The 16,093-nt window shown below is 63.3% G+C and carries 20 protein-coding genes and 1 tRNA gene; 11 read left to right on the top strand and 10 right to left on the bottom strand.

The features are described from left to right. Positions 1 to 63: 63 nt before the first annotated feature. On the top strand, positions 64 to 1,980 hold the full coding sequence (locus ACN9MV_RS21360) for a SurA N-terminal domain-containing protein (protein WP_426389341.1): 1,917 nt from the start codon (positions 64 to 66) through the stop codon (positions 1,978 to 1,980). Between the two features lie 121 nt (positions 1,981 to 2,101). Beyond that, a complete protein-coding gene (locus tag ACN9MV_RS21355; RefSeq protein ID WP_354339338.1) occupies positions 2,102 to 2,776 on the top strand; it encodes a histidine phosphatase family protein in 675 nt (224 codons plus the stop codon). A 12-nt stretch (positions 2,777 to 2,788) separates the two neighbouring features. On the opposite strand, the gene ACN9MV_RS21350 is transcribed toward ACN9MV_RS21355, so the two are convergent. Beyond that, positions 2,789 to 3,121, bottom strand: coding sequence for a hypothetical protein (locus ACN9MV_RS21350; RefSeq protein WP_093051185.1), 333 nt, complete (start codon positions 3,119 to 3,121; stop codon positions 2,789 to 2,791). Positions 3,122 to 3,164: 43 nt separating this feature from the next. Next, positions 3,165 to 3,413 (bottom strand): GlsB/YeaQ/YmgE family stress response membrane protein, encoded by a 249-nt coding sequence (locus ACN9MV_RS21345; RefSeq protein ID WP_007830716.1) that lies wholly within the window; start codon positions 3,411 to 3,413, stop codon positions 3,165 to 3,167. A 208-nt stretch (positions 3,414 to 3,621) separates the two neighbouring features. Here ACN9MV_RS21345 and ACN9MV_RS21340 point away from each other — a divergent pair, with 208 nt between their 5' ends. The 3 genes from ACN9MV_RS21340 to ACN9MV_RS21330 all read left to right on the top strand — a co-directional run bounded on the left by ACN9MV_RS21340 (position 3,622) and on the right by ACN9MV_RS21330 (position 5,044). Then, positions 3,622 to 4,254 (top strand): YbhB/YbcL family Raf kinase inhibitor-like protein, encoded by a 633-nt coding sequence (locus ACN9MV_RS21340; protein ID WP_093051182.1) that lies wholly within the window; start codon positions 3,622 to 3,624, stop codon positions 4,252 to 4,254. A 78-nt stretch (positions 4,255 to 4,332) separates the two neighbouring features. Continuing rightward, a tRNA-His gene (locus ACN9MV_RS21335) sits at positions 4,333 to 4,408 on the top strand. 291 nt (positions 4,409 to 4,699) lie between these two features. Further along, the gene (locus ACN9MV_RS21330; protein ID WP_093051178.1) at positions 4,700 to 5,044 is read left to right on the top strand and encodes an H-NS family nucleoid-associated regulatory protein; all 345 of its coding nucleotides are present in this window, start codon (positions 4,700 to 4,702) and stop codon (positions 5,042 to 5,044) included. Positions 5,045 to 5,128: 84 nt separating this feature from the next. Here ACN9MV_RS21330 and ACN9MV_RS21325 read toward each other — a convergent pair whose 3' ends face one another. Further along, positions 5,129 to 6,115, bottom strand: coding sequence for an NADPH:quinone oxidoreductase family protein (locus tag ACN9MV_RS21325; RefSeq protein ID WP_426389339.1), 987 nt, complete (start codon positions 6,113 to 6,115; stop codon positions 5,129 to 5,131). Between the two features lie 128 nt (positions 6,116 to 6,243). Between ACN9MV_RS21325 and surE the strand changes: the two genes are divergently transcribed. The 5 genes from surE to rlmD are packed head-to-tail and all read left to right on the top strand — an operon-like array spanning position 6,244 to position 11,221. Continuing rightward, positions 6,244 to 7,002, top strand: coding sequence for a 5'/3'-nucleotidase SurE (surE, locus tag ACN9MV_RS21320; RefSeq protein ID WP_093051172.1), 759 nt, complete (start codon positions 6,244 to 6,246; stop codon positions 7,000 to 7,002). Between the two features lies 1 nt (position 7,003). After that, positions 7,004 to 7,777 carry a protein-L-isoaspartate(D-aspartate) O-methyltransferase gene (locus tag ACN9MV_RS21315; protein WP_426389338.1) on the top strand — a complete coding sequence of 258 codons (774 nt, stop codon included), beginning with the start codon at positions 7,004 to 7,006 and terminating at the stop codon, positions 7,775 to 7,777. A gap of 11 nt (positions 7,778 to 7,788) precedes the next feature. Continuing rightward, the gene (locus tag ACN9MV_RS21310) at positions 7,789 to 8,703 is read left to right on the top strand and encodes a peptidoglycan DD-metalloendopeptidase family protein (RefSeq protein ID WP_093051166.1); all 915 of its coding nucleotides are present in this window, start codon (positions 7,789 to 7,791) and stop codon (positions 8,701 to 8,703) included. A 4-nt stretch (positions 8,704 to 8,707) separates the two neighbouring features. Continuing rightward, a complete protein-coding gene (locus ACN9MV_RS21305; protein ID WP_426389337.1) occupies positions 8,708 to 9,754 on the top strand; it encodes a sigma-70 family RNA polymerase sigma factor in 1,047 nt (348 codons plus the stop codon). 30 nt (positions 9,755 to 9,784) lie between these two features. Continuing rightward, positions 9,785 to 11,221, top strand: a complete 1,437-nt coding sequence (gene rlmD, locus ACN9MV_RS21300; protein WP_093077696.1) for a 23S rRNA (uracil(1939)-C(5))-methyltransferase RlmD — start codon at positions 9,785 to 9,787, stop codon at positions 11,219 to 11,221. Between the two features lie 60 nt (positions 11,222 to 11,281). On the opposite strand, the gene ACN9MV_RS21295 is transcribed toward rlmD, so the two are convergent. Further along, positions 11,282 to 11,983 carry a Bax inhibitor-1/YccA family protein gene (locus ACN9MV_RS21295; protein ID WP_093077694.1) on the bottom strand — a complete coding sequence of 234 codons (702 nt, stop codon included), beginning with the start codon at positions 11,981 to 11,983 and terminating at the stop codon, positions 11,282 to 11,284. Between the two features lie 164 nt (positions 11,984 to 12,147). Between ACN9MV_RS21295 and ACN9MV_RS21290 the strand changes: the two genes are divergently transcribed. Next, a complete protein-coding gene (locus ACN9MV_RS21290) occupies positions 12,148 to 12,555 on the top strand; it encodes a GlcG/HbpS family heme-binding protein (protein WP_093051154.1) in 408 nt (135 codons plus the stop codon). A 182-nt stretch (positions 12,556 to 12,737) separates the two neighbouring features. On the opposite strand, the gene hemP is transcribed toward ACN9MV_RS21290, so the two are convergent. The 6 genes from hemP to ACN9MV_RS21260 all read right to left on the bottom strand — a co-directional run bounded on the left by hemP (position 12,738) and on the right by ACN9MV_RS21260 (position 16,075). Beyond that, positions 12,738 to 12,950 (bottom strand): hemin uptake protein HemP, encoded by a 213-nt coding sequence (gene hemP / locus ACN9MV_RS21285; RefSeq protein ID WP_093051151.1) that lies wholly within the window; start codon positions 12,948 to 12,950, stop codon positions 12,738 to 12,740. 95 nt (positions 12,951 to 13,045) lie between these two features. Then, complete coding sequence (locus tag ACN9MV_RS21280; RefSeq protein WP_007830740.1) at positions 13,046 to 13,459, bottom strand: ExbD/TolR family protein; 414 nt, start codon at positions 13,457 to 13,459, stop codon at positions 13,046 to 13,048. A gap of 5 nt (positions 13,460 to 13,464) precedes the next feature. Next, positions 13,465 to 14,181 carry a MotA/TolQ/ExbB proton channel family protein gene (locus ACN9MV_RS21275; RefSeq protein WP_093051148.1) on the bottom strand — a complete coding sequence of 239 codons (717 nt, stop codon included), beginning with the start codon at positions 14,179 to 14,181 and terminating at the stop codon, positions 13,465 to 13,467. A gap of 22 nt (positions 14,182 to 14,203) precedes the next feature. Then, positions 14,204 to 14,893 (bottom strand): energy transducer TonB, encoded by a 690-nt coding sequence (locus ACN9MV_RS21270; protein WP_426393189.1) that lies wholly within the window; start codon positions 14,891 to 14,893, stop codon positions 14,204 to 14,206. 113 nt (positions 14,894 to 15,006) lie between these two features. Beyond that, positions 15,007 to 15,279 carry a (2Fe-2S)-binding protein gene (locus tag ACN9MV_RS21265; protein WP_093051142.1) on the bottom strand — a complete coding sequence of 91 codons (273 nt, stop codon included), beginning with the start codon at positions 15,277 to 15,279 and terminating at the stop codon, positions 15,007 to 15,009. A 115-nt stretch (positions 15,280 to 15,394) separates the two neighbouring features. Continuing rightward, the gene (locus ACN9MV_RS21260; protein WP_093051139.1) at positions 15,395 to 16,075 is read right to left on the bottom strand and encodes a Fe2+-dependent dioxygenase; all 681 of its coding nucleotides are present in this window, start codon (positions 16,073 to 16,075) and stop codon (positions 15,395 to 15,397) included. Between the last annotated feature and the right edge of the window lie 18 nt (positions 16,076 to 16,093).

Raw genomic sequence — 16,093 nt, 5'->3', positions numbered from 1 at the left:
GGCGAACCACAAGTTCGCCTTTTTTATTGCCGTCCGACAGCCGTCGAAAAAGAGTGTTCAAGCATGTTTGATTTCTTCCGCAAGTACAACAAGATCGTCATGATTTTCTTGTTCTTGCTGATCATTCCCTCGTTCGTGCTCTTCGGTGTCGAGCGCTACCAGGGCTCCGGTCGCGACGAGAAGGTAGCCCGCATCGAGGGCCACGACATAACGAAGCCCGAATGGGATCAGCAGCACCGCGTTGAGACCGATCGCATTCGCCAGCAATCGCCCAACGTCGACCCGACGCTGCTCGACTCCGATGCCTTGCGCTACGCCACTCTGGAGCGCATGGTGCGCGACCGCGTGCTGGCCGCAGCGGCTGCCAAGGCCAACATGACGGTGTCTGAAGACCGCCTGTCGCGCATGTTTGCGCAGGACACCGGCCTGGCTGCGTTCCGTACACCCGACGGCAAGTTCGACCGCGATGCTTTCCAGCGTGTGACCGGTCGCACGCCTGAACAGTACGAAGCGTCGGTGCGCTCCGACATGGCAACGCAGCAGGTGCTGCTGGGCGTTTCGGGCACGGCCTTCACACCGCCTGCTCTGGCCGCCACCACCATCAACGCTTTCTACGACAGCCGCGAAATCCAGGTGGCCCGCTTCAGCCCCGAGAGCTTCGCATCGAAGGTGGCGGTGAGCGATGCCGACATCGAGGCCTACTACAAGGACCACACGGCACAGTTTCAGGCGCCCGAGCAGGCCAGCATCGAGTACCTCGTGCTCGACCTCGAGGCGGCCAAGAAGAACGTCGTCGTGAACGAGGCCGACCTCAAGACCTATTACGAACAGAATGCCTCGCGCTTCGGCACCAAGGAAGAGCGCCGCGCCAGCCACATCCTGATCACCGCGCCAGCCAGCATGTCTGCCGCCGACCGCGAAAAGGCCAAGGCCAAGGCCGAGCAACTGCTGGCCGATGTGAAGAAGGCGCCCAACACCTTCGCCGAAGTTGCGCGCAAGAATTCGCAGGACCCGGGTTCGGCGGAGAAGGGCGGCGACCTCGACTTCGTGACGAAGGGCGCGATGGTCAAGCCGTTCGAGGACGCGATGTTCGCGCTCAAGAAGGGTGAGATCAGCGGCGTCATCGAAACCGAATTCGGCTACCACATCATTCACCTGACCGACATCAAGCCGGCTGTGGTGCCGCCCTTCGAGCAAGTGCGCGCAACCATCGAGAACGACATGCGCTCGCAGCAGGCGACGCAGGAGTTCGCGAAGGCCGCCGAAGCATTCACCGATGCGGTCTACCAGTCGCCCGAGAGCCTCAAGCCGGCCGCCGACAAGCTGAAGCTCACGATCAAGACGGCCGACAACGTCGCGCGCCTGCCTGCACCGGGCGCCACCGGTCCGCTGGCCAGCCGCAACTTCCTGAGCGCGCTGTTCGCAGCCGACTCGCTCGACCGCAAGCAGAACACCGAAGCGATTGAAGTCGGCCCCAGCCAGCTCGCATCGGGCCGTGTGACGAAGTACGCGCCGGCACATCCTGTGCCGCTGGCTGACGTGAAGGACAAGATCCGTGCGCAGCTTGTCACCGAGCGCGCTGCGGTGCTGGCCAAGACCGAGGGCGAAGCCAAGCTCGCCGCGTGGACCGCCAAGGCGGACGGCGCGACCTTCGGTGCACCCGTGACAGTGTCGCGCCGCGACGCGCAATCGCAGCCGCTGCCGGTCATCGACGCCGCGCTGCGTGCGGATGGCTCCAAGCTGCCCGCGATCGTGGGCGTGGACCTTGGCGCGCAGGGCTATTCCGTGGTCCGCGTGACCAAGATTGTTCCGCGTACGCCGCCGCCACCCGAGCTCGCAAAACAGGAGCAGGCGCAGGTCGGCCAGTCCGTGTCCGCGGCTGAAGATGCCGCCTACTACAACATGCTGAAGGACCGCTTCAAGGCTGAGATCCTGGTGCCGAAGCCGGCAGAAACGCTGCCGACTGCTGCGGGCCGCTGATACACACGAGCGTCGCCAGACAAAGCCCGAGCCAATCAAAGGCTCGGGCTTTTTTCATGGCCGCGCGAATTGGTCGCACGAGGGACAAGCGGCGTCTTCGCTTCTTGCCAGAATCCCGTGCATGGGAACCCTCTACCTCGTGCGCCACGGGCAAGCCAGCTTTGGCGCTGCCGACTATGACAACCTGAGCGAACTCGGACATCGCCAAGCTGTTCGCCTCGGTGAGTACTGGCGTGAGCGCGGCATGAAGTTCGATGCCGTCATCACCGGCACGTTGAAGCGCCATCGCCAGACGTGGGAAGGCATCGCCAAGGGCCTTGGTCTCGAGCGCGACGATGTGTTGCCGTGGCCCGGCCTCAACGAGTACGACAGCGAAGCGGTCATCGCCACCATCCACGAAGGCAAGCTGCAGAAGCCCGATTCGCCCGAGATGTACCGCCATCACTTCCGCCTGCTGCGCGAAGGGTTGAGCGCGTGGATGCAGGGCAAGACGGCGCCAGTGGGCATGCCGAGCTATGTCGACTTTCTGGCTGGAGTGACGACGGCGCTCGACCACGTGCGTGACAAGCACCATGGCGCGAAGGTACTGGTGGTGTCGAGCGGAGGGCCGATCAGCACGGCAGTGGGGCATGTGCTCGGTACGAGCGCCGAGACGACGATCGAGCTCAACCTGCGCATCCGCAATACGTCGGTGACCGAGTTCGCCTTCACGCCCAAGCGGCACATGCTCGTGACCTACAACACGCTGCCGCACCTGGATGGTCCGGCGTATGAAGACTGGATCACCTACTCCTGAAGGCTTGCCGCATCAGGCCTGCCAAACGCCGTAGCCGGCCTTGCGCAGCGCGATGCCGAGGTCGACCTCCATCAGGCGCGCGTCTTCGTAGGTCATCGGGTTGTAGCGTTCGTAGAGCGCGGGCAGCAAGCGAAGGCCGAACTCCTGCACGAAGGTGTTGGCCTGGATGCCGGCCTTGTGCTTGTCGAAACGGATGTCGGGGTCCAGGCCGGTCATGCCGACGTAGACGAAGGGCTTGCCGAGTTGGTAGTCGGGGTTGGCGCGCCTGAAGCGGCCGTTGTTCCATACGCGGTCGTCGAGTTCGACGACATAGACATGATGCTTGGCGCGTGGTTTGCGGGGCATCACAGTGGCCGTGCGCGCGGAGCGGCACGGCCCCTTTTTTGCATCAGCTCTTGCGCTTGATCAGGCCGTAGATGATGAGCAGCACGATCGCGCCCAGCACGGAGGCGATGAAGCCAGCGCCCTGGCCGGCGGTGTACCAGCCCAGCGATTGGCCGACGTACGTGACGATCAGCGAGCCTGCGACGCCGATGATGGTGGTGACGATGAAGCCTGCGGAGTCGTCGCCCGGCTTGACGGCCCGTGCCACAAGACCCACGACGAACCCGATCAGAATAGTCCAGACGATGCTCATGAAGAAATTCCTTTGGTGGTGAAGTGGTGGAAGTGGCCAGAAGCCATGCCCGTCTGCGCGGGCCGCATTCATGATAGCGGAGCGATATGCGTGCCGGTGCCGGCGATGCACATCGAACAGGCACACGAGAATTTGTGCCGGACTTCGTGACGTGGAGGCTGCGCCGCGTCCTACAGGTCCGCTGCCAGCGCCGCGATACACCGTTCGCATGCTCGAAAAACTGCCCGAAGTCATCGGCCAGGCGCTGCAGGGTGTGCGCGCCGGCCTGGACAACATCGTCTTCAACACTCTCGGCATGCGGGAAGGGATGGCCTCCATTGCGCTCACCAGTGTGGCCTTTGCGGACCATGCGCCGCTGCCGAGGCGCTATACCGCTGATGGCGAAGGCGTATCGCCGCCGCTCCAGTGGACCGGCTTGCCGGCTGGCGCGGCGTCGTTGCTGCTGATTGTGGAAGACGCCGATTCACCCACGCCGAATCCGCTGGTACATGCCATCGTGGTGAATCTTGCGGCGGACAGCGGGGCGCTGGCCGAGGCTGCCATTCCCAGTCAGGGCAACGAAGGCGCGGGATTGCACGTTGGGCGCAATTCGACGCTGCAGGCAGCTTGGCTGCCGCCCGACCCGCCTCCTGGGCACGGGGTCCATCGATACGCGTTCCAGTTGTTTGCGCTTGGAAGCGTTCCGGAGCTTTCAGACACTCCCGGCCGCGACGAAATCGTCGATGCCTTGCACGGACACGCTATTGCCAGCGGACTGTTGATCGGCACGCACGAGAGATCTGATGGCTCGATCAAGATTCAGGAGGGTGTGACCCCGGGCGGGCCAATGGCGGCCGGGTGAAAATGTGGCTTTCAAGCCTCGCCATTGATTGCTGCCGTCAAAACCGCGATTTTTAACGCTACAATCGTAGGCTCTGCGGTGGCTGTAGCTCAGCTGGTAGAGTCCCAGATTGTGATTCTGGTCGTCGTGGGTTCGAGTCCCATCAGCCACCCCAAAAAATATCTCATATCTCCTTTGTGCTATTGCGCAATAGCGTTCAAAGGATCACAGCGCCGGGCTTGCCCCGGCGTTGCCATTTCTGGCTGCCGCAACTTCTTCTTCTGCCTGCGCGCCGCGGACTCTTTTCCCCATCTCACTCGCATATAACGCGTCCAAAGTGGTGCGCTTTATGTTGCGAGTTGTTGCATTAATGCAATGCGCCGCCAATTTTTTCGCGCGGTAAGGTACTTGTGGCAAATGTAAACTGAATTAAAATCCACCCGTTTTCAATTTCAGGAGTCCAACAATGGCTTCGACCCTCGCCGATATCAATTCCCAGATCAAGAAGCATGACGAGCAGATTGCGCAATTGCGCAAGCAGGCTGAAGACCTGCGCAACCAGGAACGCGCAGGCGTGGTTGAAGAGTTGCGCAAGAAGATCGCCGAATACGGTTTGACGGCTTCCGATCTGAAACTTACCGGCCGTGTGGGCGCGGCCAAGCGCAGTGCGGGAGCCGCTCCGGCCAAGGCTGCCGCCAAATACCGCGGCCCGACGGGCGAAACCTGGTCTGGTGGTCGTGGCCGCAAGCCGCGTTGGGTGACTGAGGCGTTGGCCGCAGGCAAGTCGCTTTCTGATTACGAGATCAAGTAAGTGCCCCTGTTTTCGCTGGGCAGATGCCCAATAAAAAAGCCCGCATGCGCGGGCTTTTTTATTGGGCGTTGAGGGGTGACGCGCTCAGTTCACCATCACCAGTTTTCCTTTAACGCCGCGCGAACCCATGTGGGCGTATGCGGCCTTCAATTCCGCCATCGGCATCGTGCTGTCGATCACTGGCTTGATCTTTCCCTGACCGTACCAGTGCGCCAATTCCGCCATCATCTGTGCATTGGCCTTGGGTTCTCGCTTGGCGAAATCGCCCCAGAACACGCCGACCAGCGAAGCGCCTTTCAGCAGCGTCAGATTCAATGGCAGCGACGGAATCGGGCCGGACGCAAAACCGACGACCAAATAACGGCCGCGCCAGCCGATGGAGCGAAAGGCCGGCTCTGCAAAATCACCGCCCACCGGGTCGTAAATGACGTCCGGTCCTTTGCCATCGGTGGCGGCCTTGATGGCGTCGCGAAAACCGTTGGGTAGCGCATGTGTCGTGTAGTTGATCGTCGCGTCGGCACCGATGGAGCGGCAAAGGTCGCATTTCTCGTCGGTGGAGGCTGCTGCGATCACCTTGGCCCCTGCAGCCTTTGCGATCTGGATGGCCGCCGTGCCCACGCCGCCGGCCGCGCCGAGCACCAGCACGGTTTCGCCGGCCTTGAGTTGCGCGCGGTCCATCAGTGCATGCCACGATGTGGCATAGATCATGATGAAAGCCGCCGCATCGACGTGGCCGAAGCCTTCAGGTAGCGGCATGCACAGCGCGGCTGGCGCCAGAGTGTGCGTGCCGAAGCCACCCGTGCCCGAAAGGCAGGCCACGTTCTGCCCGACCTTGAGGTGCGTGACACCATCGCCGACCGCCTGGACGACGCCCGCATATTCAGAGCCCGGCACGAAGGGGAGGGGCGGCTTCATCTGGTATTTGTTCTGCACGATCAGCAGATCGGGGAAATTCAGGCTCGCCGCCTTGATTTCGATCAGCACCTGACCCGGGCCCGGTGTTGGTGTCGGCAGTTCTTTCCAGGTCAGCGCGTCGACGCCGGTGGGGTTTTCGCAAAGCCATGCGTGCATGCTCGGGTCTCCTTCGGGTAGGTAATGTTCGGCCAATGAATGCGGGCGATGATAGGTGGCGCGGTGGGGTGGGCTTGTCCCTGCTGCGACGCACCCGACGCCTACAATCTGAGCGCATCCAGGACACCATGAAGATACTAATTTCCAACGACGATGGCTTTCAGGCGCCGGGCATCGTCGCGCTGCACGACGCGCTCAAGGACATCGCCGAGGTCGAGGTGGTTGCACCCGAGCACAACAACAGTGCCAAGTCGAACGCGCTGACCCTGGCGGCACCGCTCTACGTGCGCGAGGCGCACAACGGCTTTCGCTATGTGACCGGCACTCCAGCCGACTGCGTGCACATCGCGCTCAAGGGCCTGCTCGACTATCGGCCCGACCTGGTGGTTTCCGGCATCAACAACGGTGCCAACATGGGCGACGACACCATCTATTCGGGCACGGTCGGTGCGGCGATGGAGGCCTATCTGTTCGGCATTCCGGCCATTGCGTTCTCGCAGATCGAAAAGGGCTGGGCACATGTGGATGCGGCCGCCCAGGTGGCGCGTCGACTGGTGCAGCAGATCGAACGCGAACGCATGCTCGACGGCGGTGCTTTCCTGCTCAACGTGAACGTGCCGAACCTGCCTTTCGACGAGTTGAAGCCCGTCAAGGTCTGCCGGCTCGGCCGTCGCCACGCGGCTGAGAAGGTGATCACGCAGGACAGTCCTCGCGGCGAGACCATGTATTGGATCGCCGGCGCGGGCGGCGCCAAGGACAGCGGCGAAGGCACCGACTTCCATGCCACTGCAGCCGGCCACATCGCGCTGACACCGCTGCAGATCGACCTGACCGACCACGCCAACCTCGGCCAATGGCGCGAGACGGTGGCCCGTCTCGGCAACTGACATGGCCACACAGCGGCCCAGTTTCCCCGTTCGCCTGACACCTACTGCTTCTGCCGCCACGCGTGGGCGCATGCCCGCCGTGCCGGCCAAGCCCTTGGTGCACTCCACGCCCTCGATGGCGTCTGATGCTGTGCGCGCGCGCATGGTGCAGAGGCTCGCGGCACAAGGTATTTCCGATCCGCGTGTTCTGCGCGCGATGGGGGCCGTGGAGCGGCATCGTTTCGTCGACAGTGCGCTGGTCAATCAGGCCTACGAGGACACGAGCCTGCCGATCGGGTTGGGACAGACCATTTCGAAGCCCAACGTGGTGGCCCGCATGATCGAGCTGCTGATGGGTGCACCCGCACTGTCAGGAAAGCCGCAGGACAAACTGGGCCGCGTGCTCGAGATCGGCACCGGTTGCGGTTACCAGGCGGCCGTGCTGAATCATGTTGCGACCGAGGTCTACAGCATCGAGCGCCTGCGTGGCCTGCACGAGCGAGCGCGCGCCAACCTGCGGCACTTCCGTTTGGCCACGGTGCACCTGATGCTGGGCGACGGGATGGTCGGCTATGCCAAGGGCGCGCCCTATGCCGGCATCATTGCCGCGGCAGGCGGCGAGGCGGTGCCCGAGGCCTGGATTGCGCAGCTCGCGGTGGGCGGCCGCATCGTGGCGCCAACCCAATCAGCGAGTGGTGGTCAAGCCCTTGTCGTCATCGACAAGACCTCACGGGGACTGGAGCGGCTCATTCTTGAGGCGGTTCACTTTGTCCCCCTAAAATCAGGTATCGCTTGAAGGAATAACAAATGCAGGGTTTTGGCAATCGGAGTTGGTTCGCTGGCGTCACGTTGGCCTTTGTGCTCGTGATCGCGGGCTGTTCCACACCGCGTGGGCCGGCACCGGTCGAAGACCGCGGCACCATGACGCGCGCGCCAGGCGCAGCAGTGCCTGGCGGCCCGCCCATCACCACAGATGCCAACGGCAAGCCACTCGCCGGTATCGAAAACTATGGCAAGCCTGGCTACTACGCTGTGCGCCCAGGCGACACGATCCGCCGTATCGGCAATGAAACCGGCCAGCGCTGGCAGGACATCGTTCGCTGGAACAACATCGATAACCCGGACCTGATCGAAGTCGGCCAGGTGCTGCGCGTGATTCCGCCAGTTGGTTCGGGAACGGCTGTTGCGGCCGCGCCCGCGACGCCGCCTGCCACTTCTTCCGAAGGTGCGGTCACGAAGCCTGTGACGCCGCAGCCTGCGGTGGTGCCCACGACGCCTGCCAGCGGTGCGAGCAAACCACCGGCTCCGGTTACGGCTTCCCCGGCCAGTCCTGGCAGCGGCAACTCGGGTGATGAAGACCTCGGCTGGATCTGGCCCGCCAGCGGTTCGCTGATCGCAGGTTTCGACGAAGCCAAGAACAAGGGCTACGACATCAGCGGCAAGGCGGGCGACCCCGTGCTGGCCGCCGCCGACGGTCGTGTGGTCTATGCGGGTGCAGGTCTGCGCGGCTATGGCAACCTGATCATCCTGAAGCACAACAACACCTACCTCACGGCGTATGCGCACAACCAGACGCTGCTCGTGAAGGAAGACCAGTCGGTTCAGAAGGGCCAGAAGATCGCCGAGATGGGCAACAGCGATGCTGATCGCGTGAAGCTGCATTTCGAGATTCGCCGCCAGGGCAAGCCCGTCGATCCTTCGCGCTACCTGCCCGGCCGGTGATGCCATGGCTGCCTCCCGCCCCCGCCGCACGCTGTTGCCTGTGCGCGGGTCGGCGGGCAGGGGCAGCAGCCCATCTTCCAGCAAGGGTCAGCGCGAGCTCACCAGCGAGAGCGCTGGTCCCCGAGAAGAAGGCGTAGATCCATCGTCGACAGACACCGCGCTGCCCAATGGCGTCGCGAGCGAACTGATTGGCGGCGAGGGCGCGGATGCACTGACCATCTACCTGCGCCAGGTCCGGCGCACCGAGCTCTTCACGCCCGCGCAGGAATACCAGACTGCATGCGCCGCGCGGGCTGGCGACTTCGCCGCGCGCCAATCGATGATCGAGCACAACCTCCGGCTCGTGGTCAACATCGCCAAGAGCTACCTGGGCCGGGGCGTGCCGCTGTCCGACCTCATCGAGGAGGGCAATCTTGGCCTGATGCACGCCATCACCAAGTTCGAGCCTGAACGCGGCTTTCGCTTTTCCACGTATGCGACCTGGTGGATCCGCCAGTCCGTCGAGCGCGCTGTCATGACGCAGGCGCGTGCGATCCGGCTGCCGGTGCATGTGGTGCGCGAACTGCAGCAAGTTCTGAGGGCTCGCCGCACCCTCGAAGGCGACGCCGAATTCCTTGCGCACCGGCCCGACGGCGTGCGCGTGGAAGACATTGCCGCGCTGCTGGGCCGCGAGGTGCAGGCGGTGGCCGACCTGCTGGCCCTGTCCGAGGCCCCGCGCTCGCTGGATGCGGGCGATGCCCGGGGAGACGAGGGCTTCACGCTGGCCGATACCGTGGCTTCTGAAGACGAGCAGAGTAGTCCGACTGGCGTGGCGCACACGCACGAGGTGGAGCGCCTGCTCGACCAATGGGTGCACGCCCTCGATGCGCGCGAACGCGAGGTGCTGGAGGGGCGCTATGGCCTGCACGACCGCGAGCCCGAAACGCTGGAGGTGCTGAGCGTGCGCCTCGGCCTCACGCGCGAGCGTGTACGGCAGATCCAGAACGAGGCGCTGGCCAAGATGCGCCGCCAACTGGCCCGTTCGGGCGTGGGCCGCGACGCGCTGTTCTAGGGGGGCCGGCCACGCTGAGACAATCGGGGGATGACGGAATCCATCGAAGAAAAGAAAGTCCCCACGAATCCCGGCGAAGAATGGCTGCAGGTCGAGTCTCTTGACCTCGATGCGCAGGGCGTGGCGCACAAGGCCGACGGCATGGTCGTGTTCATCGAAGGCGCATTGCCTTTCGAGGAAGTGCAGTTCAATGTCCATCGCCGCAAGAACAACTGGGAGCAGGGCACGGTCACGACCATCCGCCGCGAATCGTCGCAGCGGGTGCGCCCGGGCTGCCCGCATTTCGGCCTGCACACGGGTGCCTGCGGCGGTTGCAAGATGCAGCACCTGGACGCAGCCGCCCAGGTGGCCGTGAAGCAGCGCGCACTGGAAGACAACCTGTGGCACCTCGGCAAGGTCAAACCCGACAACCTGCTGCGGCCGCTCGAAGGGCCGGCCTGGCACTACCGCTACCGTGCGCGTCTTTCGGTGCGCCATGTGGTCAAGAAGGGCACGGTGCTGATCGGTTTTCACGAGCGCAAGAGCCGCTACCTGGCCGACATGCAGGTGTGCCCGGTGCTGCCGAAGCAGGTCAGCGAGATGCTGATGCCGCTGCGCGCGTTGATCGGCTCGATGGATGCGCGCGAGACATGCCCGCAGATCGAATTGGCCTGCGGTGACGCACCCGATTCCACGCGGCTCGGCACGATCGCTTTGGTGCTGCGTCACCTCGAGCCGCTCTCGCGTGCGGACATCGATCGGTTGAAGGCCTTTGCCGCGGGCAACGAAGGCGTCCAGTGGTGGCTACAAGCCAAGGGGCCGGAAACCGTGAAGCTGCTGGAAGAGGGCGGCACGCCACTGGCGTATCGGTTGCCGGAGTTCGGCGTCACGATGCCCTTCAAGCCCACCGATTTCACGCAGGTCAATCCGCACATCAATCGGGCGCTGGTGGGCAAGGCGCTGCGCCTGCTCGACGTGCAGTCGGACGAGCGCGTGATCGACTGGTTCTGCGGCCTCGGCAACTTCACCCTGCCGCTGGCGAGCAAGGCGCGCGAGGTGCTGGGCATCGAGGGCAGCGACACGCTGGTGGCGCGCGCGACCGACAACTTCAAGAGAAACCAGCCTGCAACGTCGGCCCGCCGTGCGTTGTCGCCTGCAACCTTCGTGGCGCGCAATCTGTTCGACATGACGCCGGCGATGCTGGTGGCAGATGGCAGCGCCGACAAGTGGCTGGTCGATCCGCCGCGCGAAGGCGCATTCGCGCTGGCCAAGGCCATGGCCGACCTACACCAGCAGCCCGAGTTGCGCACCGATGGCTGGACGCCGCCCAAGCGCATCGTGTACGTGAGCTGCAATCCGTCGACGCTCGCGCGCGACGCCGGCTTGCTGGTGCACCAGGCGGGCTACCGCTGCACATTCGCGGGGGTGGTCAACATGTTTCCGCACACCGCGCACGTCGAGTCGATAGCGGTCTTCGAGCTGGAATGAAAAAGGGCCCCTCGGGGCCCTTTGTTCTGGTGAGCGCGATTCGCTCGCTTGTTCGTTCGTTCAGTCGCGCTCGCCGCCGAAGATGCCCAGCAGCGCCAGCAGACTCTGGAACACGTTGAACAGGTCGAGGTACAGCGCGAGCGTGGCGCTGATGTAGTTGGTTTCGCCGCCGTCCATGATCTGCTTCAGGTCATAGAGCATGTAGGCCGAGAAGATGCCGATGGCAGCCACCGAGATGACCAGCATGCCCGTGGTCGAACCAACGAACACGTTGATGATGGCGCCGAACATCAGCACCAGCGCGCCGACGAACAGGAACTTGCCCATGCCTGACAGGTCGCGCTTGATGACCGTGGCCAGCGAGGCCATCACGAGGAACACGCCGGCGGTGCCGCCGAAGGCCGTCATGATGAGTTCCGAGCCATTCTTGAAGCCGAGCACCATCGCGATCAGGCGCGACAGCATCAGGCCCATGAAGAAGGTGAAGGCCAGCAGCACCGGCACGCCGGCGGCGGAGTTCTTGGTCTTCTCGATGGCGAACATGAAGCCGAAGGCGCCGCCAAGGAAGACGATGAGGCCCAGGCCACCGGTGAGCGAGCGGGTGATGCCGGTGCTCACGCCGACCCAGGCGCCCAGAACGGTGGGCAGCATGCTCAGTGCAAGCAGCCAGTAGGTGTTGCGCAGCACGCGCTGGCGTTCAGCCTGCGCCAGCGGCTGGCCGTAGCCTGTTGAAGTATCTAGGGTGGTAACGCGGTCGTTCATGGCCGGAGCTCCTGTGATTGCTGCAATGACGCAGTTGGGCGCATTCTAGGGGGCTGCAAGAGGAGGTGTCGCAAAGACCGTATGCGGGGTGTTCTCAAGCCCTGAAGACACCCCTGGCAGCATGGCCGTTATGCTGTCGGGTTTTCACGCAAACTGAGCTCATCATGAAGACCAAATCTTTCCTCGAACTCGCCGACGTCAAGGCCGTTGCCGCAGCGGCTGAAGCCGAGGCCCTGAAGAACAACTGGGCGGTGACGATCGCGATCTCGGACGACGCCGGCAACCTGCTCTGGCTGCAGCGTTTGGACGGCGCCGCGGCGCTGTCTTCGCACATCGCTCCTGCCAAGGCGCACACGGCAGCCATGGGCCGGCGCGAAAGCAAGGTCTACGAAGACATCATCAACGGCGGCCGCACGGCGTTCCTGACGGCTCCCGAAGTGCAGGGCTTGCTCGAAGGCGGCGTGCCGATCGTCAAGGACGGCCAGGTGATCGGCGCTGTTGGCGTGAGCGGCGTGAAGTCGAATGAAGATGCCCAGATTGCCAAGGCGGGCATTGCGGCTCTCGGCCTCTGAGTTTTTCTTCCGCACAAAGCAAAACGCCGACTTCGAGGTCGGCGTTTTCTTTTGGGCTGCTTCAGCGTGAAAAAAAGCTTGGCTAGTCGGCGAACCGTTGGCTAGCAAAAAACGACCCTTCGGAGATGAATCTCCTTGAGTCGCCCCACGATGAAACTTGCGCGAAGGGCGGGCTGGACGACTTACTTGGTCAGGATCAGCTTGCCGAGTTTGGTGGCTTGAAGCCGGTAGAGGGAACCGTTGTGCATGATGCCCACGGTCTTGCTTCCTTTCAGAAGCTCCGTGCTTTCAACCATCGGCACCGGACGCGTTGCCTGGATGGACGCATGGCCGCCACCCGACTGGTCGAGCGAAGGATGGTTCAGGACAGAAAAGGCATTCGGTGTGGCTGGCATCTGGAGTTCCCTTATCGAAGCGATGAGTGAATGATAATGATTCGCAATAAAAAGTCAATCGTCGCGATCAACTTTTTTTGGCTTGCGATTTCAGATCACTTCGCTTCAGGCTCCGTGATGAAGCCGATCTTGCGCACACCGGCTTCACGGGCTTCCGACATCGCCTTGGCCACGCGCTCGTAACGCACGGCCTTGTCGCCGCGGATGTGCAGCTCGGGCTGCGGTTCCTTGGCGGCTTCGGCGGCGAGGCGGTTGGGCAACTCGCTGTCGTCGATCTTCTGTTCGTTCCAGTAGTAGGAACCGTCAGCCGTGACGCTGAACAGGATGTTCTGCGGTTTGGGCTGCTCTGGCTCGCTGGAAGCGCGCGGCAGGTCGATGTTGACTGCGTGCTTCATCACCGGCACGGTGATGATGAAGATGATGAGGAGCACCAGCATGACGTCGACCAGCGGCGTCATGTTGATCTCGTTCATCACCTCATCGGGTTCGTCTTGCGTTCCGAAGGCCATGATGCTCAGCCCTTCTTGAGCGGAACCACGACCGCATCGCCGCTGCCGCTCTGGACGCGGGCGCCGGTCACGAAGTAGGCGTGCAGGTCGTGGGCGAAGGCGTTGAGCTTGGTCAGCACGAACTTGTTGCCGCGCACCAGTGCGTTGTAGCCCAGCACCGCGGGAATGGCCACGGCAAGGCCGAGCGCCGTCATGATCAACGCTTCACCGATCGGGCCAGCCACCTTGTCAATGGTCGCCTGGCCGGCCGAGCTGATGCTCATGAGCGCGTGATAAATACCCCAGACAGTGCCGAACAGGCCGATGAACGGTGCGGTGGAGCCGACCGAAGCCAGGATCGCGAGGCCGGTCTGCAGTCGGGCGGTGAAGGCGTCGATGCCATTGCGCAGTGCGCGCGTGATCCAGTCGCTCACGTCGAGCGCATCGTGCAGATGGGCCTTGGTGTTGCGGTGGTGAGCAGCCGCCTCGCGGCCTTCGAGGGCCAGCGCGCGGAAGGGGTTGCTGTCGTCCTTGCCCAGTTTGTTCAGCGCGGTGGCGAAGTCTTCGCTGTGCCAGAAGTCCTGCGAATGCTTGGCAAGGCGCTTGTAGCGGACGACATCGAGTGCCTTGACGATGATCACGATCCACGACGCGAGCGACATGCCGACCAGCAGCACCGCCACGGCCTTGGTGACGAAATCGCCCTGATTCCAGACGTTCATCAAGCCAAATTGGGAATCCATACGAAGTTGCTCCAGAGAAAAATTAGTTCAGGACGTAATTGACGGGGGCGTCATAGGACATGGCCTGCACCACGCCGTTGACCTTGCCGGGCACAAACCGGCATTTCATGATGTATTCCACGGCCGCCTCGTCGAGGCGATCGAAGCCGCTGGATTTCTTGACCTCGGCGCTCTTGGGCAGACCGTCGACACCGACGAGCACTCGCACGATCACCTTGCCCTGTTCGCCGAGCCGTTTGCTCATGGCGGGGTAGGTGGCTTTCGGGTTTTGAAGATAGTCGGCGTTGCTCGATGGCAGCTGCACGGCCGGCGGAGCCGGGGGTGCAGGTGGCGGTGCGGGCGGCGCCGGTGGAGCGGGAGGTGCCGGCGGCGTTGCCGGTGGGGGTGGTTCCGTGACGCCGACGGGCGCCATGGGCGCCGGCGTGGGCTTTGGCTCGCGAATGGCCTGGGGCCGCGGCGGAGGCGGCGCCTTGGTCACCTTGGGTTGGGGCGGCGGGGGAGGCGGCGGAGGCGGGTCCGCCTTCGGCTTCGGTGGCTCGACGAACTGGCTCAGTATCTCGACGGGAATCACCACTTCGGCGGCGCGGCGCAGTAATCCGCTTTGAAGCGCCCAGAGCGCGGCCGCGTGAAACAGGATGACACCGCCGGCAATGACGACATTGCGCGAAAGGCCAAGGACGGATGGGGGGGGAGCAAAGCGGTCAGACACGATCAACCATTCGAATGCGGGCACCGCGAAAGGTGCCCCGATTGCAGCAAAACCGCTACGAAGACGCCACGCGCGCTACTTGCGAAAGATCCACCAGACCGAACCTGCGACCAGAATCAGGCTGCCGCCGAGTGCCGAGACGAGTTCCATGCCTTGCTTTCCTTGATGGAGTTGGCAAGCTGGATCGCTCTCGGACCCGAATCGCAATTCAGCGCGGCGACCGGATGCGAAGCGCTGCACTGCGCGACGATATCGCGCGCACAACCTTCACATTGACCACACTGGGTGGCCACGCCAAGTTCGAATTGCACTTCGTCAAAAGTCATGCCGGCCCGCACGTGGCGTGCGATTTCTCGGTCGGAGACTCGGCGGCAGACGCAAACGATCATGGCTGTGAAAGCGGCAGTTGGCTGGCTGTTGGATGTGGTCGATTATAAATAAGAATCCATCGCATTTGCAATAACTATGTGTTACTGATTCATGCAACATCTTGTTCCCCCGGAATCAGACCTCCGACCAGAGCCGCAGCAGGTTGTGATAGTGCCCGGTCAGCGCCACCGTTTCCTCGCATTCGCCGAGGCGCGCGCGCAGTTTCTGGATGTTCTGGTCGAGCTCGAACAGCATGCTGCGCTGCTGATCGTTTCGCACCATGCTCTGCAGCCAGAAAAATGAGCAGATCCGCGCTCCCCGGGTCACAGGGTGAACGCGATGCAGGCTGCTGGCCGGGTAGAGGATGAGATCGCCGGCCGGCAGCTTCACTTCGTGCGAGCCGTAGGTGTCGATCACCTCCAGTTCGCCGCCCTCGTAGTCTTCGGGGTCGCACAGGAAGAGGGTGCACGACAGGTCAGTGCGCAGTTGTTGACCACTGCCGGGCAGAGCACGGACCGCACCGTCGACATGAACGCCGTAATGCTCGCCCCCCTCGTAGCGATTGAACAGCGGCGGCACGAAGCGCGACGGAAGCGCTGCCGAGAAAAAGAGCGAGTGCCGGGCCAGCGCGGCCAGCACGATGTTGCCCAGCTCCCGGCCGACGGCCGACTGTTCCGGCAACTGGCGATTGCGCTTGACCTGCGCGCCTTGTGCGCCGACCGTCTCGCGCCCGTCGGTCCATTGCGTGGCATCGAGTGCGGTGCGCATTTCACGCACCTGGTCAGGGCTCAGCACTTCGGGCACATGCAGCATCATTTTCAGGAACTCCGCAAT

The organism is Variovorax sp. R-27 (assembly GCF_049913215.1).
Classification (GTDB): Bacteria; Pseudomonadota; Gammaproteobacteria; order Burkholderiales; family Burkholderiaceae_C; genus Variovorax.
Note: the sequence above shows the minus strand (reverse complement) of the source record. Positions and strands in the feature narration are given on the sequence as shown.